The 23536-nt window shown below is 66.0% G+C and carries 14 protein-coding genes; 3 read left to right on the top strand and 11 right to left on the bottom strand.

All coding sequences use genetic code 11. The annotated features are described in order from the left end of the window. Positions 1-26: 26 nt before the first annotated feature. The 7 genes from IE101_RS06825 to IE101_RS06795 form a co-directional block, all read right to left on the bottom strand. Positions 27-659 carry a 4'-phosphopantetheinyl transferase family protein gene (locus tag IE101_RS06825; RefSeq protein ID WP_189633062.1) on the bottom strand — a complete coding sequence of 211 codons (633 nt, stop codon included), beginning with the start codon at positions 657-659 and terminating at the stop codon, positions 27-29. Next, complete coding sequence (locus tag IE101_RS06820) at positions 652-5217, bottom strand: MupA/Atu3671 family FMN-dependent luciferase-like monooxygenase (protein WP_189633061.1); 4566 nt, start codon at positions 5215-5217, stop codon at positions 652-654. Before IE101_RS06820 ends, IE101_RS06825 begins: the two co-directional genes overlap by 8 nt. A 34-nt stretch (positions 5218-5251) precedes the next feature. Beyond that, entirely contained in the window at positions 5252-6232 is a 981-nt protein-coding gene (locus IE101_RS06815; RefSeq protein WP_189633060.1) for a glycosyltransferase family 2 protein, read from the bottom strand. After that, complete coding sequence (locus tag IE101_RS06810) at positions 6232-12618, bottom strand: type I polyketide synthase (RefSeq protein WP_189633059.1); 6387 nt, start codon at positions 12616-12618, stop codon at positions 6232-6234. Before IE101_RS06810 ends, IE101_RS06815 begins: the two co-directional genes overlap by 1 nt. A gap of 215 nt (positions 12619-12833) precedes the next feature. Beyond that, complete coding sequence (locus IE101_RS06805) at positions 12834-13823, bottom strand: glycosyltransferase family 2 protein (RefSeq protein WP_189633058.1); 990 nt, start codon at positions 13821-13823, stop codon at positions 12834-12836. Beyond that, entirely contained in the window at positions 13823-15178 is a 1356-nt protein-coding gene (locus tag IE101_RS06800; RefSeq protein WP_229804048.1) for a hypothetical protein, read from the bottom strand. The genes IE101_RS06805 and IE101_RS06800 overlap by 1 nt, the downstream gene beginning before the upstream one ends. A gap of 103 nt (positions 15179-15281) precedes the next feature. Continuing rightward, positions 15282-16187: an acyltransferase family protein gene (locus tag IE101_RS06795; protein ID WP_189633057.1), complete on the bottom strand. Its 906-nt coding sequence runs from the start codon at positions 16185-16187 to the stop codon at positions 15282-15284. Between the two features lie 150 nt (positions 16188-16337). Here IE101_RS06795 and IE101_RS06790 point away from each other — a divergent pair, with 150 nt between their 5' ends. Then, positions 16338-17084: a WecB/TagA/CpsF family glycosyltransferase gene (locus IE101_RS06790; RefSeq protein WP_189633056.1), complete on the top strand. Its 747-nt coding sequence runs from the start codon at positions 16338-16340 to the stop codon at positions 17082-17084. A gap of 3 nt (positions 17085-17087) precedes the next feature. Here IE101_RS06790 and IE101_RS06785 read toward each other — a convergent pair whose 3' ends face one another. Continuing rightward, a complete protein-coding gene (locus tag IE101_RS06785; protein ID WP_229804047.1) occupies positions 17088-18035 on the bottom strand; it encodes a glycosyltransferase family 2 protein in 948 nt (315 codons plus the stop codon). Between the two features lie 318 nt (positions 18036-18353). Here IE101_RS06785 and IE101_RS06780 point away from each other — a divergent pair, with 318 nt between their 5' ends. Then, the gene (locus IE101_RS06780) at positions 18354-19304 is read left to right on the top strand and encodes a CpsD/CapB family tyrosine-protein kinase (RefSeq protein WP_189633054.1); all 951 of its coding nucleotides are present in this window, start codon (positions 18354-18356) and stop codon (positions 19302-19304) included. Between the two features lie 3 nt (positions 19305-19307). Beyond that, a complete protein-coding gene (locus IE101_RS06775; protein ID WP_189633053.1) occupies positions 19308-20558 on the top strand; it encodes a GumC family protein in 1251 nt (416 codons plus the stop codon). Positions 20559-20621: 63 nt separating this feature from the next. Here the strand turns inward: IE101_RS06775 and IE101_RS06770 are convergent, their stop codons facing one another. The 3 genes from IE101_RS06770 to IE101_RS06760 form a co-directional block, all read right to left on the bottom strand. Beyond that, complete coding sequence (locus IE101_RS06770) at positions 20622-21335, bottom strand: sugar transferase (RefSeq protein ID WP_189633052.1); 714 nt, start codon at positions 21333-21335, stop codon at positions 20622-20624. A gap of 440 nt (positions 21336-21775) precedes the next feature. Then, the gene (locus tag IE101_RS06765) at positions 21776-21997 is read right to left on the bottom strand and encodes a hypothetical protein (RefSeq protein ID WP_189633051.1); all 222 of its coding nucleotides are present in this window, start codon (positions 21995-21997) and stop codon (positions 21776-21778) included. A gap of 105 nt (positions 21998-22102) precedes the next feature. Then, positions 22103-23482, bottom strand: a complete 1380-nt coding sequence (locus IE101_RS06760; RefSeq protein WP_229804046.1) for an oligosaccharide flippase family protein — start codon at positions 23480-23482, stop codon at positions 22103-22105. Between the last annotated feature and the right edge of the window lie 54 nt (positions 23483-23536).

The raw sequence follows: 23536 nt of genomic DNA, 5'->3' as shown, positions 1-23536 counted from the left end.
ACCGTGACCGGCCGCTCTCGAAAAGGTCAGAGCGCCACGACACAGAGGAAATGCCCCGCCACCTGCGCCCAGCGGCCTTGCAGCACAGACTGCGGGGTAAATGGGGCAATGTCACGGCGGAAGCGCGCTTCGAAGCGATCCCCCTGCACCGTGACGGCCAGCGTCTGAAAATCAAACAGCTGCCGCGACAGCGGATATTGCGCCTTATAGGCGGCTTCCTTGGCGGAAAAGATCAGCCGGGTCTCCAGGCCCGAGATCACCGCGCCCTCGGACCCGCGATCCTCGGGCGACAGGATCATGCGATGGATCTGCGGCTCCAGTGGTTCGGCGGGTTCCAGATCAACGCCGATGCCCCGCCCACGACCTACGGCAGCCAGACAAAGGCGGTCGCTATGGCTGATCGACCCGATCAGACCCAGCGGCCAGATCGGTGCGCGATCCGCCCCGGCGGGGATGGGGCGGTCAGGCAGGCCCAGTTCGGCCAGCGCCGCCCGCGCGGCATGGCGCCCTGCACGGAATTCCGATTGCCGCTTGGCCACCCCCGCGACCGTTTCGCCCGGAAAGGCGGGGTGGGCCGCACGCGGATCGGTAACGCCCAGGCCATGCCCCTGCGGCAGAAGATCCCGCGCAGCGCGGGCAAGGGCGGCCAGATCATCCATCGCGGCCAGCCCTCAACGCCCGACGGCGGGCCATCGCCTCGGCCCGCGCATCGGCCCGGTCATTCGCCGGGGCGAGCGGCGGCGGTGCGACCGGCGCCACCACCACCGGCGCGCGCGGGGCAGCGGGGGGCGCCGGCGCGGGGCGCGGGGCATCGCCCAGATGGGCCGCCAGCGCCGACAAGACCGGGAAGCGGAAGATATCGGTGATCGACAGCCGCGTCAGGCCCAACCCGTCGCGCAATTCCCGATGCGCCTGCACCGCCAACAGCGAATGGCCCCCCAGCGCAAAGAAATTGTCGCGCGGCCCGACCTTCGGCACACCCAGCACCTTTTGCCAGACGGCCGCGATCCGGGCCAGCAGATCGCCCTCGGCCGGGGCGGGGTCGGGTGTCACCTCCTCCACCGATTGCACCTGCGGCGGTGGCAGGGCCTTGCGGTCCACCTTGCGGTTCGGTGTCAGCGGGAAAGACGGCAGCGTCACGAAATGCGCAGGCACCATATGTTCGGGCAACAGCGCGGCCAGTGCAGGGCGCAGCGTCGCTTCGCGCGCAGGCCCGGTCAGGTAAGCCACCAGCCGCAGATCGCCAGGCTGATCCTCGCGCGCCAAGACCACCGCCTGCGTCACGCCCGGCAGGGTTTCCAGCGTGCTTTCAATCTCGCCCAGCTCGATCCGATAGCCGCGCAGCTTGACCTGATGGTCGCTTCGCCCGAGGTAATCGAGCTTGCCATCCCCCCGCAGCCGCACCAGATCGCCGGTGCGATACATCCGCCCGCGCCCTGCCCCGGTGAAGGGATCGGGGCGGAAGCGATCGGCCGTCAGGTCGGGGCGCTGCCAATAGCCGCGCGTCACGCCATCGCCGCCGATCCACAGCTCGCCCGCCACACCGGGCGGCACGGGTTGCTGCTGGTCGTCCAGCACATAGACCTGCGTATTGGCGATAGGGGTGCCGATATTGCAGACGCCCTCATCCCCCCCGGCCTCTTCGACCGTGGACCAGATCGTCGTTTCCGTCGGTCCATACATGTTCAGGATGCGCGCCTGCGTCACCCGACGCAGCTCGCGGACAAAGGCGCCGGGCAGCGCCTCACCGCCCAGAAGCAGGGTCTTCACCTCCCCCAGCGCCATCTGCGCCTCGTCATTCATCAGGATCATCCGCGCCATCGAGGGGGTGCATTGCAGATGCGTCACCCCATGGCGGATGATCTGCGCGGCGATCGAGAAATCATCTTCGGCCGGGCCAGCCCCGGCATTGGCGCGACGCAGCACCTCGGCCAGGGGATAAAGCCCTTCCATCACCACCTCGGGGGCGATGCCATAATCGATCAGGCAGGCGACCTCGGTCACACCGATGCGTTTGAGCGTTTCGACCCGCGCCAGCGCATCATCCACCGTGCCAAACAGGCCCGAATCCTCAAAATACCGCTGGAAGGCGAAGTCGAGGATCGCGTCGCTTTCTTCCCCCGACAGCGTCCGCAGGTCGATGTCTTCCGGCTTTTCAATGCCTTGCGGCTTCTTGAAGGCGGGGAAGGCCCAGGCGTATTGCTTGACCAACCCCACCGCCGCGCCGAGATAGGCCTTCATCGGCCCTTCGGCCACGCGCCGGGCCTGTTCGCGGTCGCGGCAGACATAGGTGTGCAGCATCAGCGTCACCTTGAAGCGCGCCGGATCATGCCCCGCACCGCGCAGCGCCGCATGATAGATGCGGATCTTTTCAGCGACCTCCTCAATGCTCTGACCCAGAAGGTGGGTCAGGACATGGGCGCCAATCTCGCCCGCCTCGCGCCAGGTGGCCGGGTTGCCCGCCGTGGTGATCCAGACCTCGAGCTCCGGCGAAACAGGGCGCGGCTGTGTCACCACACCGAAGCTGCCGGTCCGGGTCGGGAAATCGACCCTCTCGCCCCGCCACAGACGGCGGACCTGATCAATCCCGGCGAACATGGCGGCGCGGTTGTCGGGCGGGGTATTCTCGGGGCGCAACACGAAATCATCGGGCTGCCAGCCGCTGGCCACCGCAAGGCCCGCGCGCCCGTTGGTCAGGTTGTCGATCACCGCCCAATCTTCGGCCACGCGCGCCGGGTGATGCAGCGGCAGCACGACCGACCCGGCCCGCACCCCAATGCGTTTCGTCACCGCCGCGACGGCCGCCCCGGTCACGCCGGGGTTCGGATAGGGGCCGCCAAAGGCGTGGAAGTGACGTTCCGGCGTCCAGACCGCGCAGAACCCGTGACGGTCGGCGAATTTGGCACCTTCCAGCAGCAATTCGTATTTCTTCGGCCCCGCCCCGTCATCATTGCCCCAGTAGTAAAGCGAGAACTCCATCCCCTTGGCCGAGGTGATGCGCCCGTTCGACACCAGCGCCCGGTTTTCGTCGCTGGTCAGCACCAGCTTGAAGCCGCGGGCCAGCGTCCAGAACAGCTCCAGCACCGAAATGTCGAAGGAGAGCGAGGTGACCGCCAGCCAGACCGCACCTTCGGCATGGTCGATACGGTCATCCATGCCCGCAAAGAAATTGGCCACGTTGCGATGTTCGACCATCACGCCCTTGGGCCGCCCGGTCGAGCCCGAGGTATAGATCATATAGGCCAGATCCGCGGAACTGACGCCGGATTGCGGGTTTTCAACCCCGGCGCCCGCAAGGCGAGGGTCGGTATCAAGGCAGATCACCGCCGCGCCATGCGGCGGCAGCTGCGCGGCAAGCCTGCTGTCGGTCACCACCACCGGGCAGGCGCTGTCTTCCAGATAAAGCGCGGTGCGGTCGGCAGGATAGGCCGGGTCCATCGGCACATAGGCGCCCCCGGCCTTCTGAATGGCCAGGGCCCCCACCAGAAGGTCGAGCGAGCGGCGCATATGCAGCCCCACCAGCGTTCCGGGCTGCACCCCTAGGCCGATCAACACATGGGCCACCTGATTGGCGCGGGCGTTCAGCTGGGCATAGGTCAGCGACTGGCCCTCGAACACCACGGCCGTGGCCTCGGGCGTGCGGGCGACCTGCGCCTCAAAGGCCTGATGCACGCAAAGCGTGGCGTCATAGGCTTTGGCGGTGCGATTGGGCGCTTCCAGCGCCGCGATCCGCTCTGCCTCGGTCAGGATGGGCAGGGTTTCAACCGGCGCATCGCCGGTTGCGGCGGCGACAAAGGCCATCAGCCGCGCCGCCAGCGCCTGCGCCTGATCGGCAGTAAGACGACTTGCATCAAAGTGCAGCGCAGTCGGCGTCAGCGTGACCACCGTGCCCGGCACTGGCGCTAGACCAAGGCCAAAGGCGGGCGGTTGCAGCCCGAACAGACGTCGATCCCGCGCCAGCAGATCAAGCGCAAAGGCCGGCGCGGCCTCGGCCCGCTGCAGCGCGGCCTCGGTCCGGGCCAGCGCCTCGGGCAGGGGTCCTTGGGCCTCCACCGTCAGCGGCACCCAATCCGACAGGATGCCCTCGGTCGCATGGGCGGCGCCATAGGCCAGATCGGCCTCGGGCTTGCCCGACAGCCGCACCGCCGCCAACGCAGCCAGCGCCAGCGACGGCAAAGCGACCGGCACCTGTTGCCAGAAGGCCGGCACCGTGGCGGCGCTGGCGCCCGGAACCTCGGCAGGGTTCAGCGCGAGCAGCGCTTTGCGCATGGCGCCCTCGGTCGGGGCCACACCGGCCAGCGCCGCGGTCAGGGCCAGCGCCTCGGCAGGCGTGGGGTTGGGCAGCGGGTTGGGCAGGCGCGTCGCATCCACCGGAAAGCCCTTTTGGCAGGTCAGCCGCGTCAGACGCAGCGCGCCCTGCCCGCAGGCCACGGTCACTTCCTCGGCGGTTGCGGCAAGGATCTGACCCGGCACGCCGCTGCCTGCCACCACCTCGGCCCCACCCACCACGATATGCCGCGCGCCATCCCAGATCTTGGCGGTGGTCAGCGGGTTCCAATAGGTGCCATGATCCAGCGCACGAACCAGACGCTCCAGATCCGCAGCCGCCTGCGTGAAATCGAGCCGCCCGGCTCCGGCGGGCCGATCCGCCCGGAGATGCAGGCTGCGGGCCGTGAAATCCTGCGCCTGCCGTGCGGGCACGCCGCTTTCCAGCGCGGTCAGCAGGTCGGGGAAGCTGTCCAGCGCGGTTTCAAAGCAGCGCGTGTTCAGCGTCAGCGCCGTATCACCGGGCAGAATGGCAAAGCGGCGTTGCAGCAGAATGTCGCCTTCATCCACGCCGGGGGTGATCAAATGCCAGGTGATGCCATGCTCCACTTCGCCTTCCAGCAGCGCCCAGACCGGGGCATTCAGCCCGGCATGGCGCGGCAGGGGGCCATCGTGAAAATTGACCCCGCCCCGCGTGGCCTGTGCCAGCGCCGCAGGCGGCACCAGCGACAGGTTCGCCACCGAGAGCAGCCAATCGGCCGGTCCCGGCAGATCCGCCTCCCACCCCGGGCGCTGATCAATGACCACCAGCCCCCGCCCCTGCCCCCAGGCCCGCAGCTCTGCCGCGCGGGTTACCAGCGCAGCAATCTGATGGCCACGGGCCAGCAGCATGTCACCGCATTCGCGGGTCAGGGTTTCATTCCCGATCAGGAAACAGGAAAACGGGGTCATCACACACTCCTTCCGCCCGATGGCGGCCATACCGCTATTCCGCAGGGCGGGCCTTGGTCTTGCAGGCACCAGCCCCCCGCAGATGATGCCGGATCAGATCACGCAGGAAATGCGGCGGATCGCCCCGCTCTTTCCGTTGCACCAAAAGCCGCAGCCGCCACAGCGCGCCCCCCGACACATGCGCCAGCGTCGCCAGATGCGCGCCAATGCGGCCATGGTTCTTGGTGAAATAGTGGCGGCGGCTGTCCAGCCAGAATTTCGGGATGCGCGTCCAGCGCCCCATCCCGGTCGAAACCGAGCCGATATGCATCACGCGCGAGGCGGGGACGTAATCGGTGGGCCACCCCGCCCGCGCCGCGCGCAGGCAGAGGTCGGTTTCCTCGAAATACAGAAAGAAGGTTTCGTCAAACAGGCCGATCCGGTCCAGCACATCCTGCCGCATCATCAGGCTTGCCCCGGCCAGCCAATCGACCCGGCAGGTTGCCGCAGGCACCGGGCGCGCCACGACATGCCGCCGCAACAGGCGCGAGATCGGGCCAAGCCGGGCCGCGCCCTCAAGCTCGGACCAGACCGAGGGGAAGGTGAAGGCCGTCTGATGCGGCGCCCCGTCATCGCCATGGATGAAACTGCCCGCGAAGCCGGTTGCAGGATGGGCGATCAGGTGATCCCGCAGCGCGCGGATGGCATCGGGCGCGGGGAAGGCGTCGGAATTCAGGATATAGACAAAATCGGGCCGCTGCCCGCCCGGCAGCCCCGCGCGGATACCGTAGTTATTCCCGGCGCCAAAGCCACCGTTCCACCCCGATTGCAGCACCCGCACCGGCACGGCGCCCCTGTCCCAGCCGCGCGCGGCAACCTCGGCCAGCATCGTCTCATAGGACCCGTCGCCGGAATCATTGTCGACGATGGTGATCGCGCCTTCGACCCCCTCCATCGCCCGCAGGGCTGCCTCGGCGGCTTGCAGGGTCATGTCGGGGGTGCGCCAGTTGAGGATCACCGTCAGGACCGTGGGCATCACTCGGCCGCCTCTTGCAGATCCGCCACACGGGGTTCGGCCGCGGCAAAGAGCTCACGCAGACGCGCCGCAAGCACCCGCACATGCGGATCAAGGACCATGCTGTCATGGTCGCCCGGAACCTCATGCACCGTAAGGCGCGGGGCAAAGCGTGTCAGGTCATTGTCGGCAAAGACATATTCCTTGGCCGTGCTGACCCAGTTGCCACCCGAAACCTGCCATTTGCGATCCAGCGGCGGGCGATAAAGCGCCGTGACGCCCTGCCGCGGTTGCAGATCATAAACCGGCAGGGCCGCGCGGAAGGCGGCTTCGATCTCGGCATTGTGGAACTGGTGCAGCGCGTCGGTCGGCGCCTTGGGGCGGCGTTTTTCGCGTTCCCAGGCATAGCGGGCCTTGGCCCAGTCGATCAGATAGCGCGGCCCCTTTTCACGCAGTTCCGCAAGCTTGATCAGGGCCTTGTCGACGCGCGACAGCGCCGGGCGCATCGGCAGCGGCGTGTCCAGCAGGACCAGAGCCGCCACAACCTCGCCCGCTTCTTCCAGCTGGCGCGCCATTTCCCAGGCGGTCAGGCCACCGCCCGAAAAACCGCCGAGCAGATAGGGGCCATGCGGCTGCACCTGACGCAGCTCGGCGATGTAGTCGCGCGCGGCCTCGGGCAGGGTGGTGTGGGGCGGGGCATCGCCAAACAGCCCCCGCGCCTGCAAGCCGTAGAAGGGCCGATCCCGGCCCAGGATCTGCGCCAGATGCCGCAGGTTCAGCACATTGCCGAACATCCCCGCCACCAGGAAGAACGGCGTCCCCGCGCCGCCACTGCCTTCGTGCATCGGCACCAGATGGGTGAACTGCCGTCGCATGGCGGGTTCGGGGCGGTCTTCTTCCGCCTCTTGCGGGCCAATGCGATTTTCGATCAGCTGGGCGCAGGCGGCGATGGTGGGCGCCTCGAACAGGATGGAAATCGGGAAATCCACCCGGAAGGCCTTTTTCACCATGGCAAAGAGCCGCACGGCAATCAGCGAATGGCCGCCGAGGGCGAAGAAATCATCCTCGACCCCCACCTGCCCGACGCCCAGCAGATCCTGCCAAAACCCGACCAGCGTGCGTTCGACCAGCGTGCGGGGTTCGACATAATCGCTCTCAAGATCCGGGCGGGCAAAGCTTTGGCCCTCGGCCCGCGGGGCTTCAACCCGCTCGGCCTGTCGCACCAAAGTCGGCAGATCAAGCGAGGAGACAACGATCTGCGCCCCACCCGCCGCAAGCGCGCGGGCAAAGGCATCCGCCCCTTCAGCAGCAGAGATCCCCTGCGACAGGTTGTGAAGCAGCCGTTCCTCTTGCGGCGAAGGGGGCTTGGCCGGGTCGGGGGTGTCGAATTCGAGATCGCGTTCAGCCAGCGGGGCGGGGGCAAGGCCACCTTCCAGCTTGCGGATGGTAAAGCCCGAAATCTCGGCCAGAACGCGGCCCGTGTCATCCGCCAGCGTCACGTCGAAAACCGCCACCGGCCCCGCCGCCGCATTGGGGGCAGCATTGCGGACCCAGCTGAGGATGCGCGCCGGGATCGGCCCCCAGACCCGCACCCGGCCATAGGACACCGGCACCCAAAGGTGATCGGGCCGATAGCCCGCGATCAGCCCCATGGCCCAGCCCGTCGCCAGATCCATCAGCGCGGGGTGCATCAGCCACCCCTCTTTCAGGTCCACCTGAGCGGCCAGCGGCAGGGTCAGCGTGGCCAGCCCCTCCCCGGCGCCCAGCGCCATGCGGTGCAGCACCCGCCAGCGTGGGCCAAAGGTAAGGTGATCCTCCTGCGGTGACCGCAGACCGCGCGGGTCTTCCGTGACAGCACCACAGCGCGCGGCGATGGCAGCAGGGTCGATCTGCCCCGGTGCCGCGCGCAGCGGCAAGAGCCGCGCCTGCGCGTTCAGGGCAAACCCGATACGCCCCTTCCAGTCATGGCTCGACCGGACCTCGAACCCATAGCCCTCATTGGTGGGATCAAGCTTCAGGCGCAGGCTGCGGCGGGCGCCATCCGGCACCTCAAGCGCACGTAGGAAGGTCAGATCGCGCAGCTCAAACGCGGGCAGGCCTGCCTCGGCGGCCGCTTCGGCGGCCAGTTCCAGATAGCCGGTGCCGGGGATCAGCGCCTGCCCGGCGCGGGTGCGGTGGCCATCAAGGATCCAACGGTCCGTCGTCAGTTCGGTGGTGAAGATGCGGGTGCCGCTCCGATCCTGCCAGACGGCGTCCAGCAGCGGGCGGTGCTGCACGGGCGCCGGGTCGGGGGTGCCGGGGCTGCGGTCGGCCATCGCCTCGGCCGCCATGCCGACATCGGCCCAGATGCCCCAGTTCAGCGCCAGAACGCGGGTTTTTCCACCCTGACGGGATTGGGCATAGGCGTTCAGATATTCATTCGCCGCCACATAATCGACCTGCCCCGCCGGGCCTGTCACGGTCGAGGACGAGGCAAAAAGGACCAGCAGGTCAAGGCTGCCATCGGGGAAAAGCTGGTCGAGAACCTGTGTCCCCAAAAGCTTGGGCGCCATCACCTGTTCCACCGCGGCGGGCGTCTTGGTCAGCAGCGGGCCATCATCCACCACCCCGGCGGCATGGATCACCACGCGCAGCGGCCCGAAGGCCGCTGTGGCCGAGGCCACGGCGGCGCGCATCTCTTCGGCGTTGCAGACATCGGCCTGCGCGACCATGACCTGCGCGCCGAGGCTTTCCAGCCGCTGCACGGCAAGAATCCGGCGCGACACCGCCTCGGCCTGACCGAAGCGGGCCAGATGCGCAGCCCAGGCCTCACGCGGTGGCAGATCGCGCCGGGCCACCAGCAGGATGCGCGCCTTGCACTCCGCCGCCAGACGTTCCGCCAGCGTCAGACCGATACCGCCGAACCCACCGGTGATCATCACCGCCGCCCCCTGCGGCAGATCGAGGGCGGCGAGCGGCAGGGCCAGTTTTTTCAGCCCGCGTTCATAGCGCCGCTCTCCCCGCAGCAGTGCCATGTGATTGCCGGGCGCGCCCAGCAGATCCTCGGCTACCTGATCGGCCAGATGGTCCAGCGCGGCAGGATCGGGACGCGCGCGCCACCCCCGCGCCGTGGCAGGCAATACCACATCCAGCGTGGCGCAGGTCACACCCGGCAATTCGCGCGGGATCACCCGCACCGGCCCGGCGATGGTCGCCTTTTCCGGATAGGGAAGCCCTTCGTCCTTGTGCTGCGCGGCGCCTGTCGTCAGCACGGTCAGGTGCAGCGGGCGGGGCAGGTCTTCGCCCGCAATCGCCTGCGCCAGCGACAGCAGCGCCTGAAAGCCCTGTTCCAAATTGCGGTGCAGGAAGCTTGATCCCGGGCGGAAGCGTTCCTCGGCGGTAACCAACCACAGATGCGCGATGCGATCCGGCACACGACCATGGGCCGAAAGGTCGCGCAGCAGCGCCTCATAGCCGTCGCGCCCCCGTTCGGGGTTGAGGACATAGCCCCCCTTGCCATCGCGGGCAAAGGCATCACCGGGGCGCACCGGCACCACCTGATGCCCCGCCGCCTGCAACCGCGCCAGCACACGATCCCCCAGCCCGGTATCATCGACAAAGACGAGCCAGGTCCGGGGCGCGGCCTCATCCTCTTCAACCACCGCCTTGGCGCGCCAGGCCGGGGTCCAGCCCCAATCGGCCGGATCGGGCAGCTTCATCGGAAGGGGATCAGCCTCGACCAGCGCGGGCTGCGCGGGAGCGATGAAATAGGGTTTACGCTGGAAGGCATAGCCCGGCAGCGGCAACTTGCAGCGGCGGGCGCCCCCCCAGATCGGCTCCCAATCCACCGCCACGCCGCAGGCCCAAAGACGCAGCAGGCTGGCCATATGCCATTGGTCATCGGGGATCGCCTGTTCCGGATGCCGCAACGCCGGGATCACCTGCCCTGCCGCCACACCATTCGCCTGCGCCAGCGACGACAGCGCCCGGCCCGGCCCCATCTCCATATAGACCCGCCCGGGGGTGGACATGAGATGCGCCATGCCGGGCTGGAACAGAACCGTATTCCGCAGATGCTGCACCCAGTATTCCGGGCTGGTCGCCTGTTCCGCTGTCAGCGGCAGGCCCGTGCGGTTGGAAATCACCGGCAGGCGCGGCGCCTGCAGCGGGATGGACCGCAGATAAGCCTCAAACCGCGAAAGGATCGGGTCCAGCATGCGACTATGTGCGGCGATGTCGATGGCGATGCGCTGGGTTTCGACACCCGCGGCGGCCAGCCGTGCCGCCAGATCGGCCAGCGCCGCATCCGGGCCGGAAATCACGCAAAGGCCCGGCGCATTCACGCTGGCCATATCCAGATCGCCGGTCAGCAGCGGGCGCAGCTCGGCCTCCTCCATCGGGACCGAGAGCATCCCCCCCGGCGGCACGGTGTCGAACAGCTGCCCGCGCAGGTGGACAAGGCCGATGCAATCCTCAAACGACATCACCCCCGCCAGACAGGCGGCGGTGTTCTCCCCCATGCTGTGCCCGATCAGCGCGGCAGGGCTGACGCCCCAGCTTTCGTAAAGCTTGGCCAGCGCATATTCGGTGATCATGATCAGCGGCAGCTGGACCGAGGGGCGCTTGAGCCGCTCATTCGCCGCGGCCATCGCATCGACCTCAGGCAGCCAGAGCGCGCGGAGATCGTAATCCAGCCGCGGTTGCAGCACGGCAAGGCCACGGTCCATCCAATCGCGGAATTCAGGCTCGGTTTCATAAAGGTCGCGGGCCATGCCGGCATATTGCGCGCCGCCACCGGGGAACATGAACACGACCTCGGGGTCGTCACCCAGATGGTCATGGCTGAAGATACGGCGGGGGTCTTTGCCTTCCAGCAGGTCAGCAGCCTGGGCATGGCTTTCCGCCACCAGCACCCGGCGCTTTTCAAAGGCGCGCCGCCCCTCTTTCAGGGTGAAGGCGACATCGGCCAGCGGCTGTTCGGGATGCGCGCGCAGATGTGCTGCAAGCCGCCCGCAGGCCGCATCCAGCGCAGCCTTGGACCGGGCAGACACGACGATGGGCTGGAAGGGCCACATGCTGTCGTCGGACGGCGCGCGGGCCGGGGCCTCTTGCACCACGGCATGGGCATTGGTGCCGCCCACGCCCAGACTGTTGACCCCCGCCCGACGCGGATGGGCGCCCGCGGGCCAGTCGGTCAGCCGGTCATTCACCCGGAAGGGCGAGGTTTCGAAATCAATCGCGGGGTTTGGGGCCTCATACCCGAGGGTCGGCGGGATCTGCCGATGATGCAGGGCAAGGGCGACCTTGATGAGGCTCGCCACCCCCGCCGCGGTATCCAGATGGCCGATATTGGTCTTCACGCTGCCTATGCGGCAGGTGCCGACCGTCTGGGCCGATTGGGCAAAGCCCTGCGTCAGGGCCGCCACCTCAATCGGGTCGCCCAGATAGGTGCCAGTGCCATGACATTCGACATAATCCACCGTATCGGCGGAAATCCGGGCGATGGCCTGCGCCTCAGCGATGCAGGCGGCCTGCCCCTCGACCGAGGGCGCCAGATAGCCGGCCTTGGCCGCCCCGTCATTGTTGACCGCGCTGCCCTTGAGGATCGCCCAGATGTGATCCCCGTCGCGCAGTGCATCGACCGCACGGCGCAGCACCACACAGCCCGCCCCCGACCCGAAGACCGTCCCTTGCGCGCGATGGTCGAAGGCGTGGCAATGCCCGTCGGGGGAAAGGATCTCACCCTCCTGGAACAGGTAGCCGCGGCCATGGGGCAATTCGATGGTCACGCCCCCGGCCAGCGCCATGTCACATTCGCCGTTCAGCAGGGCCTGCGTCGCATAATGCACCGCCACAAGGCTGGTGGAACAGGCGGTCTGGATATTGATCGACGGCCCCCGAAGGTCAAAGACATGGCTGACCCGGGTCGAGAGGAAATCCTTGTCGTTCCCGGTATGGCGCAGCAGGAACATCCCCGTGCCATCCACCAGATCGCGGTTGGAACACAGGTTGAAATAGAAATAGCTGCCCATCCCGCAGCCCGCATAAACCCCGATGGAGCCTTTGAACCGGTCCGGCACATGGCCTGCGTTTTCAAGCGCCTCCCATGCGACCTCAAGAAAATGGCGGTGCTGCGGATCAAGGATCGCGGCCTCTTTCGGGCTGAAGCCAAAGAACTCGGCATCGAAATGTTCGAACTGGTCCAGAATGGCGGCGGCGGGCACATAGTTGCGCTGGCGCAGGCGGGCGGGGCTTTCGCCATTGGCCAGCAGCTCGGCTTCCGACAGGTGGCGGATGCTTTCGATCCCGTTTCGCAGGTTTTCCCAATATTCAACAATCGACGGCGCGCCGGGCAGATGGGCTGCCATGCCGACAATCGCAATATCTGTCTCTGCCACCCCGTCGGGGGTGAAATCCGCACCGGTCATCACGTCTCACCACATGCCGGATGCAGGGCGCAGCCCCATGCGCCTTGCCGCCGAAATGCCAAAAAATTTGGCCCCACCCAAGCTATAATCTAGCGCAAGCTGCGGCGCGGCGATACCCGAGGCGACCGGCGGAACCGATCATCCCCCAGCTTCGGACAATGCCACGATTCCGCCGCATTTCATGCTAAACGGATGGGGTTTTCATCACTTTTGGCCTACCAATACCCGGCACCGGTGCCTCTTGCCATCTGGATTTGTGCGCGCAGGTAAACAATCAGATCAAAGCCAAACCCCGCGACAAGCAGGATCAGCCCCTTTGGCGCCCACAATCTGCGGCGGTCGCGCAACAGATTCTGGCTGCGCTTCAGCAGGAAATGCACCGGCACCCAGCCCTGCGGCCAGCGCGGCAAACGGCGGTGCAGCAGGTGGGGCAACCACCCCTCCTGCTCGGCCGCGGACCGCAGCACCCCCACCCGCTGATCCGGCGGCAGGGCAACGATTGTTTCGAAAATGGCGCTATTGATGGCCGATCCGATAACGATCCGCACCTGATGCCGGATCAGCGCGCCGATGCTGCGTTCAGAGGCATAGACATGCCAGGCCCCAGCCCCGTCCAGACGCGACAGATCCTCGGGCGCGGTCAGACCATCGGTCAGGACCATGGCGCGCAGAAACCCGTCCTCAACCGGCAGACCGATGGGAAGGTGATGCGCCCTCGCCCGCGCGGCTGGCATGGCGTAAAGCTGCCCACAGATCGCCGTGCGCCAATCATCCAGCGTGCCCCCGGCCATGGCGATCAGCCGATCTTGCAGGCCAAGCCCCTCGGGGCGCGCAACAATATCTTTCACCGGGCGAGAATTTGCGACATGCAGCCCCGGGCGCGCCTGCAACAGCGCCACCAGCTGCAAAAGCGTGTCGGGCGTGGGCAGCTCAATATCTGCATCGGCAAAGATCAGCACCTCGGCATCAGAGCGCGAGAGATCATGGACGAAGCGGTTCCAGGTGCGGCTTTTCCCGCCCTCGGGCAGATCCGCCACCTCGGCCCCGGCGGCGCGGGCGCGGGCGGCGGTGTCATCGGTGCAACCATTGGCCAGCACCAACACCCGCAGATCAAGCCCGCCCCTGTCCTGCGCCAGAACCCCGGCCACCATCCGGCCGATGGTCGCCCCTTCATCATGCGCGAAGATGCCCAGATCGACGCGCATCAGATCACCGTTTTCGAGGGTCGCGCCCGCGCAGCGCGACGCGCTTCAACCGGGGCGGTGCGGCGGCTACGGGCCAGCGCCTCGGCCCGCCCCAAAATGGCCCCGGCCATCAGCCAGGTGAAGGGAATGATTGTCGCATTGGGCAGAAGATCGACCAGATTGGCCGCAAGGATCAGGCTGACCCCGGCGACCCAAGGCGACACCTCGACCTTCTGGCGCAGGGTTTCCCGCGCCAGCAGCAGCAGCGGCAGCACCAGCAGACCGAATTGCGCCAGATAGCCCAACCAGCCATAGATCCCCAGCGTAATGATCCAGGCCCCATCTGCGATGGACTGCCCCGCCCCGGTGATCGGATCATAGATCAGGTTGCGTCCATATCCGCCCCAACCGAACCAGGGTTTCAGCTCGGCCCTCGCAAGCAGGTTTTCCTCATTATCCACGCGGAACTGGAACGAGCCCGCACGTTCCGGCGAAAACCGTTCGGCAAAGGCGGTGATCTCCGACATGGGCAGCAGATGCGCCCCCCGCAACAAGGGATAGGACAGCACCAGCGCCGCCGCGGCCGCCGCCAGCAGGACCTGCACCCGGCGGGGGGCCAGCATCAGCAGCGGCACCAGACCCGCCGCATAGACCAGAACCCCCATGCTTTTGCACAAGACCAGAAGCAGCATGAGCCAGAGCGTCGCCAACGCCATGCGCGCCCGCCGCTCTACCGGACTTGCGCGCAAGAGGATCAGCGCGCTCAGCGCCGCCATGAGGGCGAAGAACGCCACCCAAAGCCCGTGGGGCAGAAAGACCACCGGCCGATAGCCGCCCGCGCGGATGGTCTGAAAGAAATCATGCTGGAAATAGCCATAGATCCAGACGTTCATCTGCGGCGAGAGGCGCATTTCGATCAGCATCGGGATCGAATAGACCAGCCCGGCCCCGACCAGCGCCACCAGAATGGCCCGCATCGCCTCGGGCGTGGCAAGGTAGCGCCGCGCCAGAAAGAAGGGCAGCACCGCAATCGCCTGATTGGCGACGGCGGCGACACTGTCGTAAAGCCGCATTCCCTGAATCAGCGCCGGTCCCTTGGCCACGGGTTCGGCATTGGTCAGCACCGTGGCAAAAGGCGACAGCACGAAAATGGCGATCAGCACCCGCCCGACCAGACTGTCGGGCAGCAGGCTGATGCGATCCTTCAGCACGAACAGGGCCATGGACAAGGCCATCAGGTTCGGCAGGCTTTCCTTGCTCAGGTCCGGGATCACCGGGAAATTCAGCGCAATCACAGGAGGCAGGGCCAGATAGGCGCCCAGAATCGTCCAGATCAGCGCCCGATCCGGCGGCAGGCGCCGATAGAGCACCAGCACGACAAACGGCCAGCCAAGCAGTGCAAGCCAGGCAATGGGGTTCGGCGTGATCAGGGGCGACCTCCTGTAGCGGGTGGGACGCAGTCTAGCATTGGGGTGCCCGTCAAACCATGGTCCGCAGCACGGGCAGCCGCTGTATGCCCAAGGTCGCCGCCCAGGACAGACCGAAGGCCACTGCCGTCTTGAGCGGCCAGCCGACATCCTCACCGAAGGCCTTGTAGGCAAAGAGCATGAAGAACGGATGCATCAGATAGATGCCGAAGGCCACGCTGCCCAGCCACGGCAGGATCGGGTGGCGCAGCGGCAGGCGCCAGAACAGTTCGAACAACAGCGCCGCACCCAGCGCCGTCAGCGGCCAGGGCTGCGGATCGACCCACCACATCAGCCCCGAAAGCACCGCCATCCCCCCCAAAAGCCATCCGACCCGGCCCAGCCGATGGGCAGGGGCCAGCAACAGGCCATAGGCATAAAGCGGCAGTGCGAAGGCCCATTGGGGAAACGGCTCAGGCAGGATGAACGCGCCATGCACCCAGAACAGACCAACTCCCCCCAGCAAAAGCAGACCAAGCGCCCGGGCCAACCTCTGCGCGTCGGTCACCCAAAGGGCGACGGGCTGCACCAGGATCATGGCCAGAATGACAAAGGGCAAGAACCACAAATGAACCGCCGGGCCGACCAGCAGGGAAAAGGGCTCACGCAGGGGGATGAACCGGTCAGGATCATCCGAAATCGCCAGATCCAGCAGACGATAGAGCACCGACCAGAACACCCACGGCAGGAACAACCGACGCGCCCGCCGCAGCCAGCCATAGCGCCCGCCAGCCCGCGCCACGGACTGCACCGCCAGAAAAGCCGTCAGGATCAGGAACAGCGCAAGGGCCAGATGCCCCACCCAATCCCGCGGAGAAACGGTCGCATGTGCCACGACAATCCCGAACGCCGCCAAAAAGCGCGCGAGGTCGATGGCCTGCCGGTGCGGATGGCCCGAAGGGGATCGTGGGTCGGTCATCCCCCTTGGCTACGCGAGCGCGCCCCCCGCTGTCCATCATCACCCCATGCGGGACCGTGGCAAGCCGGGAAACAAAGTGTTTTTCCTGCTCCTGCATACTGAAAAACACCGGCAGCCATGCTAAAGCGAAAGGAAGTAACAGGTATCGACATGCAGTTTGTTTATCCGGACGTCACCCTGACCGTCAGCCAGCCCCACGCTGCCGCTTTGCTTGCGACGGTGCGCGACAGGCTAGCGCAGCGGCAGGGTTTCGCCCTTGCAACCATCAACCTTGATCATCTGGTGAAGCTGCGCGGCGACGCAAGCTTTCGACGGGCCTATGCCGCGCAGGATCTGGTCGTGGCCGACGGGAACCCGATCGTCTGGTTGTCGCGCATGGCGCGCCGGCCGGTTCAGCGCGTGGCCGGGTCGGACATGGTGCTGCCACTTGCAAGGCTTGCCGCGCAGGCGGGCGTGCCGGTGGCGCTGGTCGGATCGACGGCCGCAGCCCTTTCCAGCGCCGCGGTCACATTGCAGGCCGAAGTTCCAGGGCTGCAAATTCCGCTGACCCTGGCCCCGGCGATGGGCTTTGACCCGGATGGCCCCGAAGCCGCCGATATCCTGCGCCAGCTGGATGAGGCCGGGATCGGCCTTGCCCTGCTTGCCCTTGGCGCGCCCAAACAGGAACGGCTGGCGGCGCGGGGCCGCGCCTTGGCGCCGCAGGTCGGCTTTGCCAGCATCGGCGCCGGGCTGGATTTTCTGGCCGGCACGCAAAGACGCGCGCCGGTCTGGGTGCAGCAGATTGCCATGGAATGGGCCTGGCGGATGATGACCAATCCCAAGCGGCTGATCCCGCGCTATTGGGCATGCCTCAAGCTTTTGCCGCTTGAGGCCCTGCGCGCCCTGCGGATGCGCTAGGGCCTATTTGTATTCGATCAGTTCCGGCTGCCGTCCCATCCACCGGACCAGATGAAAACTGATCACGCCCTGCGCCTCGGGCAGTTTGGCGAGCACAGTGAAAACCGCGGCCTCCACCCCGAGCCGCGGGGTCAGCCGCAACACCTGCGCTGGCCAGACCGTCAGGATCAGCAGCGCTGCCGGGCTCAGCACGCTGCCCAAGGCCGCCACAATCGGCACCCCCAACCCCCAAACCAACGCGCGGCGGGTTTCACGCAACCAGTGCCGCTCGGGTGCCCGCCCATAGCGATAGGCCCCTTCGGCAAAGGCATAGCCTGCCCGCCGGGCCCGGCGCCACCACTGGCCAAAGCGCAGCATCGCGGCATCATGCAGCGTCATTTCCAGATCCAGCCGCCAGATCCGCCCCCCGGCCCGGCGCAGACGCAGGCAAAGTTCGGGCTCTTCGCCCGCAATCAGCGTGGCATCAAACCCGCCGACCGCCGCCACCGCCGCATATCGCATCAGCGCATCCCCGCCGCAGGCGAGCGTCTCACCAAGCGGCGTGTTCCATTCCTGATCGCAAAGCCGATTGTAGACCGAACGTTCCGGATAGCGTTCACGCCGCCGCCCGCAGACCACGACGACATCGGGATGCTCCTCCAGAAAGCGGGCAGCCTTGGTCAGCCAGCCGGACTGGACAATGCAGTCCCCATCGACCAACTGCACGAAATCAGGCGGATCGGCGGTCAACCAAATCAGACCGGCATTCCGTGCCCGCGCCGCCGTAAACGGCAAACGCGGGTCCAGCGCCACGACCTCGGCACCATGGGCTGCAGCGGTGATCAGACTGTCGTCAGTGGAACCGCTGTCTACGTAAATCAATCTGCGGACGCGTCCGCGCAAACTATCAAGACAAGCAACAAGGCGGGCGCCTTCATTGCGCCCGATCACAACCGCATCAACAATCGTCATTGCACCCAACTCCTGGTGACGTGCAGCCATCCTAAGCGCGCGGCAGCGTCCCGCAAGGCAAGAAAAAGGCAGGGAATTCGCCGATGGGTGCGAAGGGTTGTCGCGCCATCGCGCCGCGCATCCGAAGGGCGGCCGCTCTTCCATTTTGAAGGCGTTTCTGATAAAGGTCGGTAACTGGGCGGGGGCCCGGACGAATCCAGCGCAGCGTCACCTTCGGGTGAACCTTGGGTTATTCCGACAACATTTTCCGCCGCAAGGCGGGTGTTCAATGTGACCCCCGCGGCCCCCGTGTCGCTGTGTTGGAGCCCGGACCGGCCGATGACGCACTACAAAATCTTGCAGGGTGGCGCCCCTCCCGTCCTAGATATGGTGGATTTCATGCAGGGTGACGATGACTTTGCTGATCGACTGGCCCAAGGGGCGGGGCAGCGTGCAACCGGGATCTCGCTGTTCCGCGGACGCACCGCTCCGGCAGCGCGGCCACAAAGCCACGCCGGCACCATCGAGATTTTCAATCCGCCCCCGGTTCGCCATCGGCCCGAACGGGTCTGGGAGACGCTGAATGCGGTCACGCTTGACCGCGAAAATCTGCTGCGAAACGGTCTGTTTCCAGATACGGCGGATCATGCCATCACCGCGCAATTCGATATTCTGCGGACGCGGCTGGTGCATGCCATGCAGGAACGTGGCTGGAAACGGATCGCCGTGACCTCACCCACACATGGCTGTGGCAAAAGCATGGTCGCAGCCAATCTGGCCCTATCGCTCGCGCGGCTCAGCTGGGCGAAGACCGTGCTGGTGGATCTGGAACTGCGCCACCCGGATCTTGCCCGGCTGTTCGGGCTTGCCCCCGGATCACTGCCCGATGTGCTGTCCGGGGATCAGCCGCTGGAATCCCACTTGCGGCGCGTCGGCGGGAATTTCGCGCTGGCCCTGAACAGCGACCCGGTGCCGCGGGCGGCCGAGACACTGCTTGACCCGCGCACCACCGCCACGTTGAAGGCCGTGGTTGACCATCTGGACCCCACGGTCGTGGTGCTGGACCTGCCGCATGCCCTCGGCTCGGATGATGTGATTTCGATCCTGCCGCATGTCGATGCCGTCCTGCTTGTTGCAGATGCCACCAAGACCACGGCCGAGGACGTGCGCGCCTGCGAACGCCTGTTCGAAGGGCGGACCCAACTGATGGGCGTGGTGCTGAACCGCGCCGAGGAACGCAGCTTGCGGCGCTACCGCTATGGCAAGCTGTTTCGCCGGTCGGAAGGCTGATCCATGGGGCCGATCCAGTCGTTCGATGAATTCCTGAGCTTGCTCGTCCGCCGCTGGCCGCTGATTGCGCTGGTCTGTGTGGTCGGCGCTGTCCTGTCGGTGTTGGTCGCACTGTCCAAACCGCAGGTGTATGAAAGCGTCGCGGTGATCCAAGTGGAAACCCCCGTGATCGGCGCCGGAGATGCGGCCACGACAGAAATCGCACGGTTGTTGCAGACCATCGAGCAACGGTTGACCACGCGCGATGCGCTTTTGGCCGTGATGGATCGGCACGGTCTTTTCACCGATGCCCCCGGAATGAGCGTGGAGCAAAAGCTCTTTGCGCTGCGCAGTGCCGTGACGTTCCAAAGCATTGCCTCGGCCAGCCAGCAGACCTTTGGCCAGCCCACTTCGGTTTCGGCCTTGCTGATCACCGCGCGGCTGGGCACGGCCGAACAGGCGGCGCGCGTGGCCAATGATTTTGCGCAGGGGGTGCTGGACATGTCCGTGGCGCAACAGGCCAGCCGGGCGCGGGATTCCCTGACCTTTTTCACCGCCGAGGCGACGCGCCTCGCCAGTCAGATCGCCACGTTGGAGACCGAGGTCACCGCCTACAAGAATGCCAATGTGGGGGCGTTGACACGGGGCAGCACGACCGACCGAGCCGCCTTGGAAACCGATCTGCGCCGCGTCTCCCAGCAGGTCTTGGCGGTGCAGGCGGAACGCGCCGCGCTGCAGGCGAAAGAACGGCTGCGCGAAACCGACCGCCGTCGGATCGAAGACCTGAGCGTTCAGGAAGGTGTCTTGAATCAGCAGCTTGCCGGGCTTGAAGCCCAGCGGGACGCGCTGCTTGCCCAAGAAGCCCAGTCCCCCGAGGTGGAGCGTCAATTGGGCGCCTATGACCGGCAATTGCAGCAGTTGCAAAGCCAGTATGAGGCCGCAACCGCCCGCAAGGCCGAGGCCGAAACCAGCCTGCGTCTCGAAGAGGAAAACCACAGCGAGCATTTCACCTTGCTGGAACGTGCCATCGTGCCGGAATATCCCGCTGGCGGGGGGCGCAAGAAGATTGCGATGGCCGGGGCCCTCGCAAGCCTGATCGCGGGGCTGGGCCTGGCCTTCGCGCTGGATTTGATGCACCCCGTGCTACGCAGTGCCGCGCAGATGCAGCGCGAGCTGGACATCCGTCCGGTGATTTCGATCCCTGATCTGGGGCTGGTCGCGCCACGCAAATCCATCTGGCAGCGTCTGTTTCCCGGGCGGATGCGGCAGGGATGACCGCCCGAAAGAAATAACCCGCCGTCAGCTTGGCCGACGGCGGGGGACACGCTCAAATCACTCTCAGTAACCGGTGCCGTTGAAAACCACCCCGACCGTCTGCGCCAAAAGCTTCAGGTCGGTGGCAAGCGACAGGTCCTGTTCGTAAGCCGCATCATAATCGGCGCGCGCCGCAAAGGTGGTGCGGTTTCGCCCGGCCGTTTGCCAGTAGCCGGTGATCCCCGGCCGCACGGCATAATATGCCACGCCGGGATAATGCGCCTGCTGGTTCGGCATCATCGGCCGGGGGCCGACAAGGCTCATGTCGCCGATCAGCACATTCCAGAGTTGCGGCAGTTCATCGAGCGAGCTTTTGCGCAGGAACCGACCCAAAGGCGTCACCCGCGGATCATTTCGCAGCTTCTGCGTTACATCCCATTCCGCCCGTGCGGTCGGATTCTCCGCAAGATATTGCAGCATCCGGGCATCGGCATCTGGCACCATCGACCGCAGTTTCCACATGCGGAAAATACGGCCCTTCTGCCCGACACGCTGCTGCGTATAGAACGCCTTGCCCCCGTCGCGCGATACCGCCACCGCAAGGGCCGCGACGATCGGTACAACGATGGGCGCAGACAGGATCACCGCGGATACGTCAAAGGCGCGCTTGAACATCCGACGGTAAAGCCCGCCCTTCGCAGGGCGCGCCTGTGCATTGGCCGCCGTGCGCGGCGCCAGATCCGCCGCATCGGCAAGAACCGAGGTGGCACAGTGGATATGCAAATGCGGTGCAGCCATTGTCAGTCACCCAAAAACAATCGGAAACACCAAAACCTGCGACACGACCTGACCGGAGCATGGAACCCGGTTTGCAACCGGCTGCGGGCGGATGGACGTGCTGAACATGACTCACACTCGGGGTTTGGCTGTCCTCATATCCATTTTATCGTGACGACCATTCCCTTGGCGACAGCAAACCGCGACCTTTGGATGTATGCGATGCAGAAAGAGCGGGGAAATTTTGCCGCATCTTCGCCAAAATGATGCCACATTCACACAGGGCACAACCCAAAGATGCAAACACCAAGTGACTGCATTTCAATCATTTCAGGTGATTCGGTGCCCGGACCCCCGCCAGAGGTCAGTCCTAGGTCGGACGGCATGCCGCAAGAGCGAAAGAAACAGCCCCGTCGACCTGCGACGACTGTTTCCAAACCAATGGGAAATGGGGGCTGTGCTTAGTGGATTTGCGATGCACGCGTCGGCTGGGTGCGCAGCGCCATCCGCACGGGCGGCAAAGACATCAGCGTCAGGGCGCAAAGCAGGAAGACCAAAGCGCCGAGGATACCGACAACGGGATAGGCCAACAGCGTCACCCATAGCGCATGACCCGCCCAAGCCGACCAGATCACCCCGGCCAAACCCGACAGAACGCCAGAAAACACCACGCCGATCGCCATGTTGCCTTGCCTCCTCCTTGGGGCGTCACATCTGCAGGATGAACGCTAGGCTGCGAACATGGCCAAAAAGGGGCAAATACTGCGCAGATGCACGGTTTTTACCCGTCAGATTTGCCCCAAAATTGCCGCATTCCACCACAGGATGCCGGCGATCAGCATGGCCCCCAGGGCACCAAAGGCCAGATCATGCCGCGGATCCCAGGCGCCGTGACGCCGGGCAAGCCAGATGATCGGCAGATGCATCACGGTGGCCGCGATAAACTGCCCGATCAGCGCGCCGCGCAGCCCGTCCAGCGCGGCCCCGACCCAGAAGGCCCCGCTCAGCGCGCCCGCGCGCAGGGCCATGACGACAAAGAAATTGCGCGAATCCCCGGCGGCCAGCGCCGATTGATCATAGGTCATGCCCAGCACCACCGGGATCTGCACGCAGGCAATGGCCACGACAATCGCCCCCGCATGGGCATAGCGCGGGTCATAGAGCAGCCCCACCAGCGGATGCCCCAGCCCCCCCATGACTGCCAGCATCGCCAGCATCCCACCCGTCATCGCCACCCGCAACTTGCGCAGGCGGGCAAAGTTGGCCTGGTCGGCGGCGGGCGGATGGTCGCGGTAGATGGGCATCAAGACCCGCCCCACGACCGAACCGCCCAGCAGCACCGGGAAAGACGCCAGAAAATAGCCGACATTGTAAATGCCAAGCTCATCCAGCCGCAGATAGGCGCCCAGAATCGCCTTGTCGCCCTGCGACAGCAGAAAGTTGCAGGCCGTGGACAGGAAAATCCATTTGCCGAAATGGATCAGCTCGCCCCCCGCCGCCGTATCCCAGCGCAGCCGGTTGCGCGCCCCGGGCAGGCCCAGATCGGTCAGCACCAGCTTGGCCAACGCCCCGATGATCGCCCCGATCACCAGTGCCCAGACCGACCGCAGCGCGAAGGACAGGATGACGATTGCGACAATCCCGATGATCTGCGCCGCAAGGTCCAGCGCCGTCAGCCGTCCCAGCATCAGATGGCGGTTCGCCGTCTCGATCCGCGTGGGGTTGAACCCCGCGATGAACAGCGTCATCCCCGCCGCAGGCAGCAGAAGGGCAAGGTCGGGTGCGTCATAGACCTGCGCCACCGGCCAGGCCAGCGCACAGGTCAGCGCCCAGAGAAGCGCCCCCCGCAGCACCTGCACCGTCCAGGCGGTATCCAGAAAGTCACGGTCGTCGCCGCGCGGGCTGCGCACGATGGCAGGGCCGAGCCCGACATCGGAAAACATCGCCAGCCCGACCAGAAAGACCGACACCAACGCCATCAGACCAAAGGCCTCGGGGAACAGAAGCCGCGTGAGGATCAGGTTCGACACCAGACGCAGCGCCTGCGAAATGGCATAAGACCCCGCCGTCAGGGCAGACCCGCGCAAAACCCGCGCAAATACCGGAGAGCGACCATCCTTCATCCGCGCGACCGTAGGGCCGCCATGGCAAAGGGTCAATCGCGCCATTCTCTCGCCACAAGCTTCCGTCAGGGCTGTGGACAAGCTACCATTCCCTGAACC

This window comes from Gemmobacter lanyuensis (genome assembly GCF_014652355.1).
Classification (GTDB): Bacteria; Pseudomonadota; Alphaproteobacteria; order Rhodobacterales; family Rhodobacteraceae; genus Gemmobacter; species Gemmobacter lanyuensis.
Note: the sequence above shows the minus strand (reverse complement) of the source record. Positions and strands in the feature narration are given on the sequence as shown.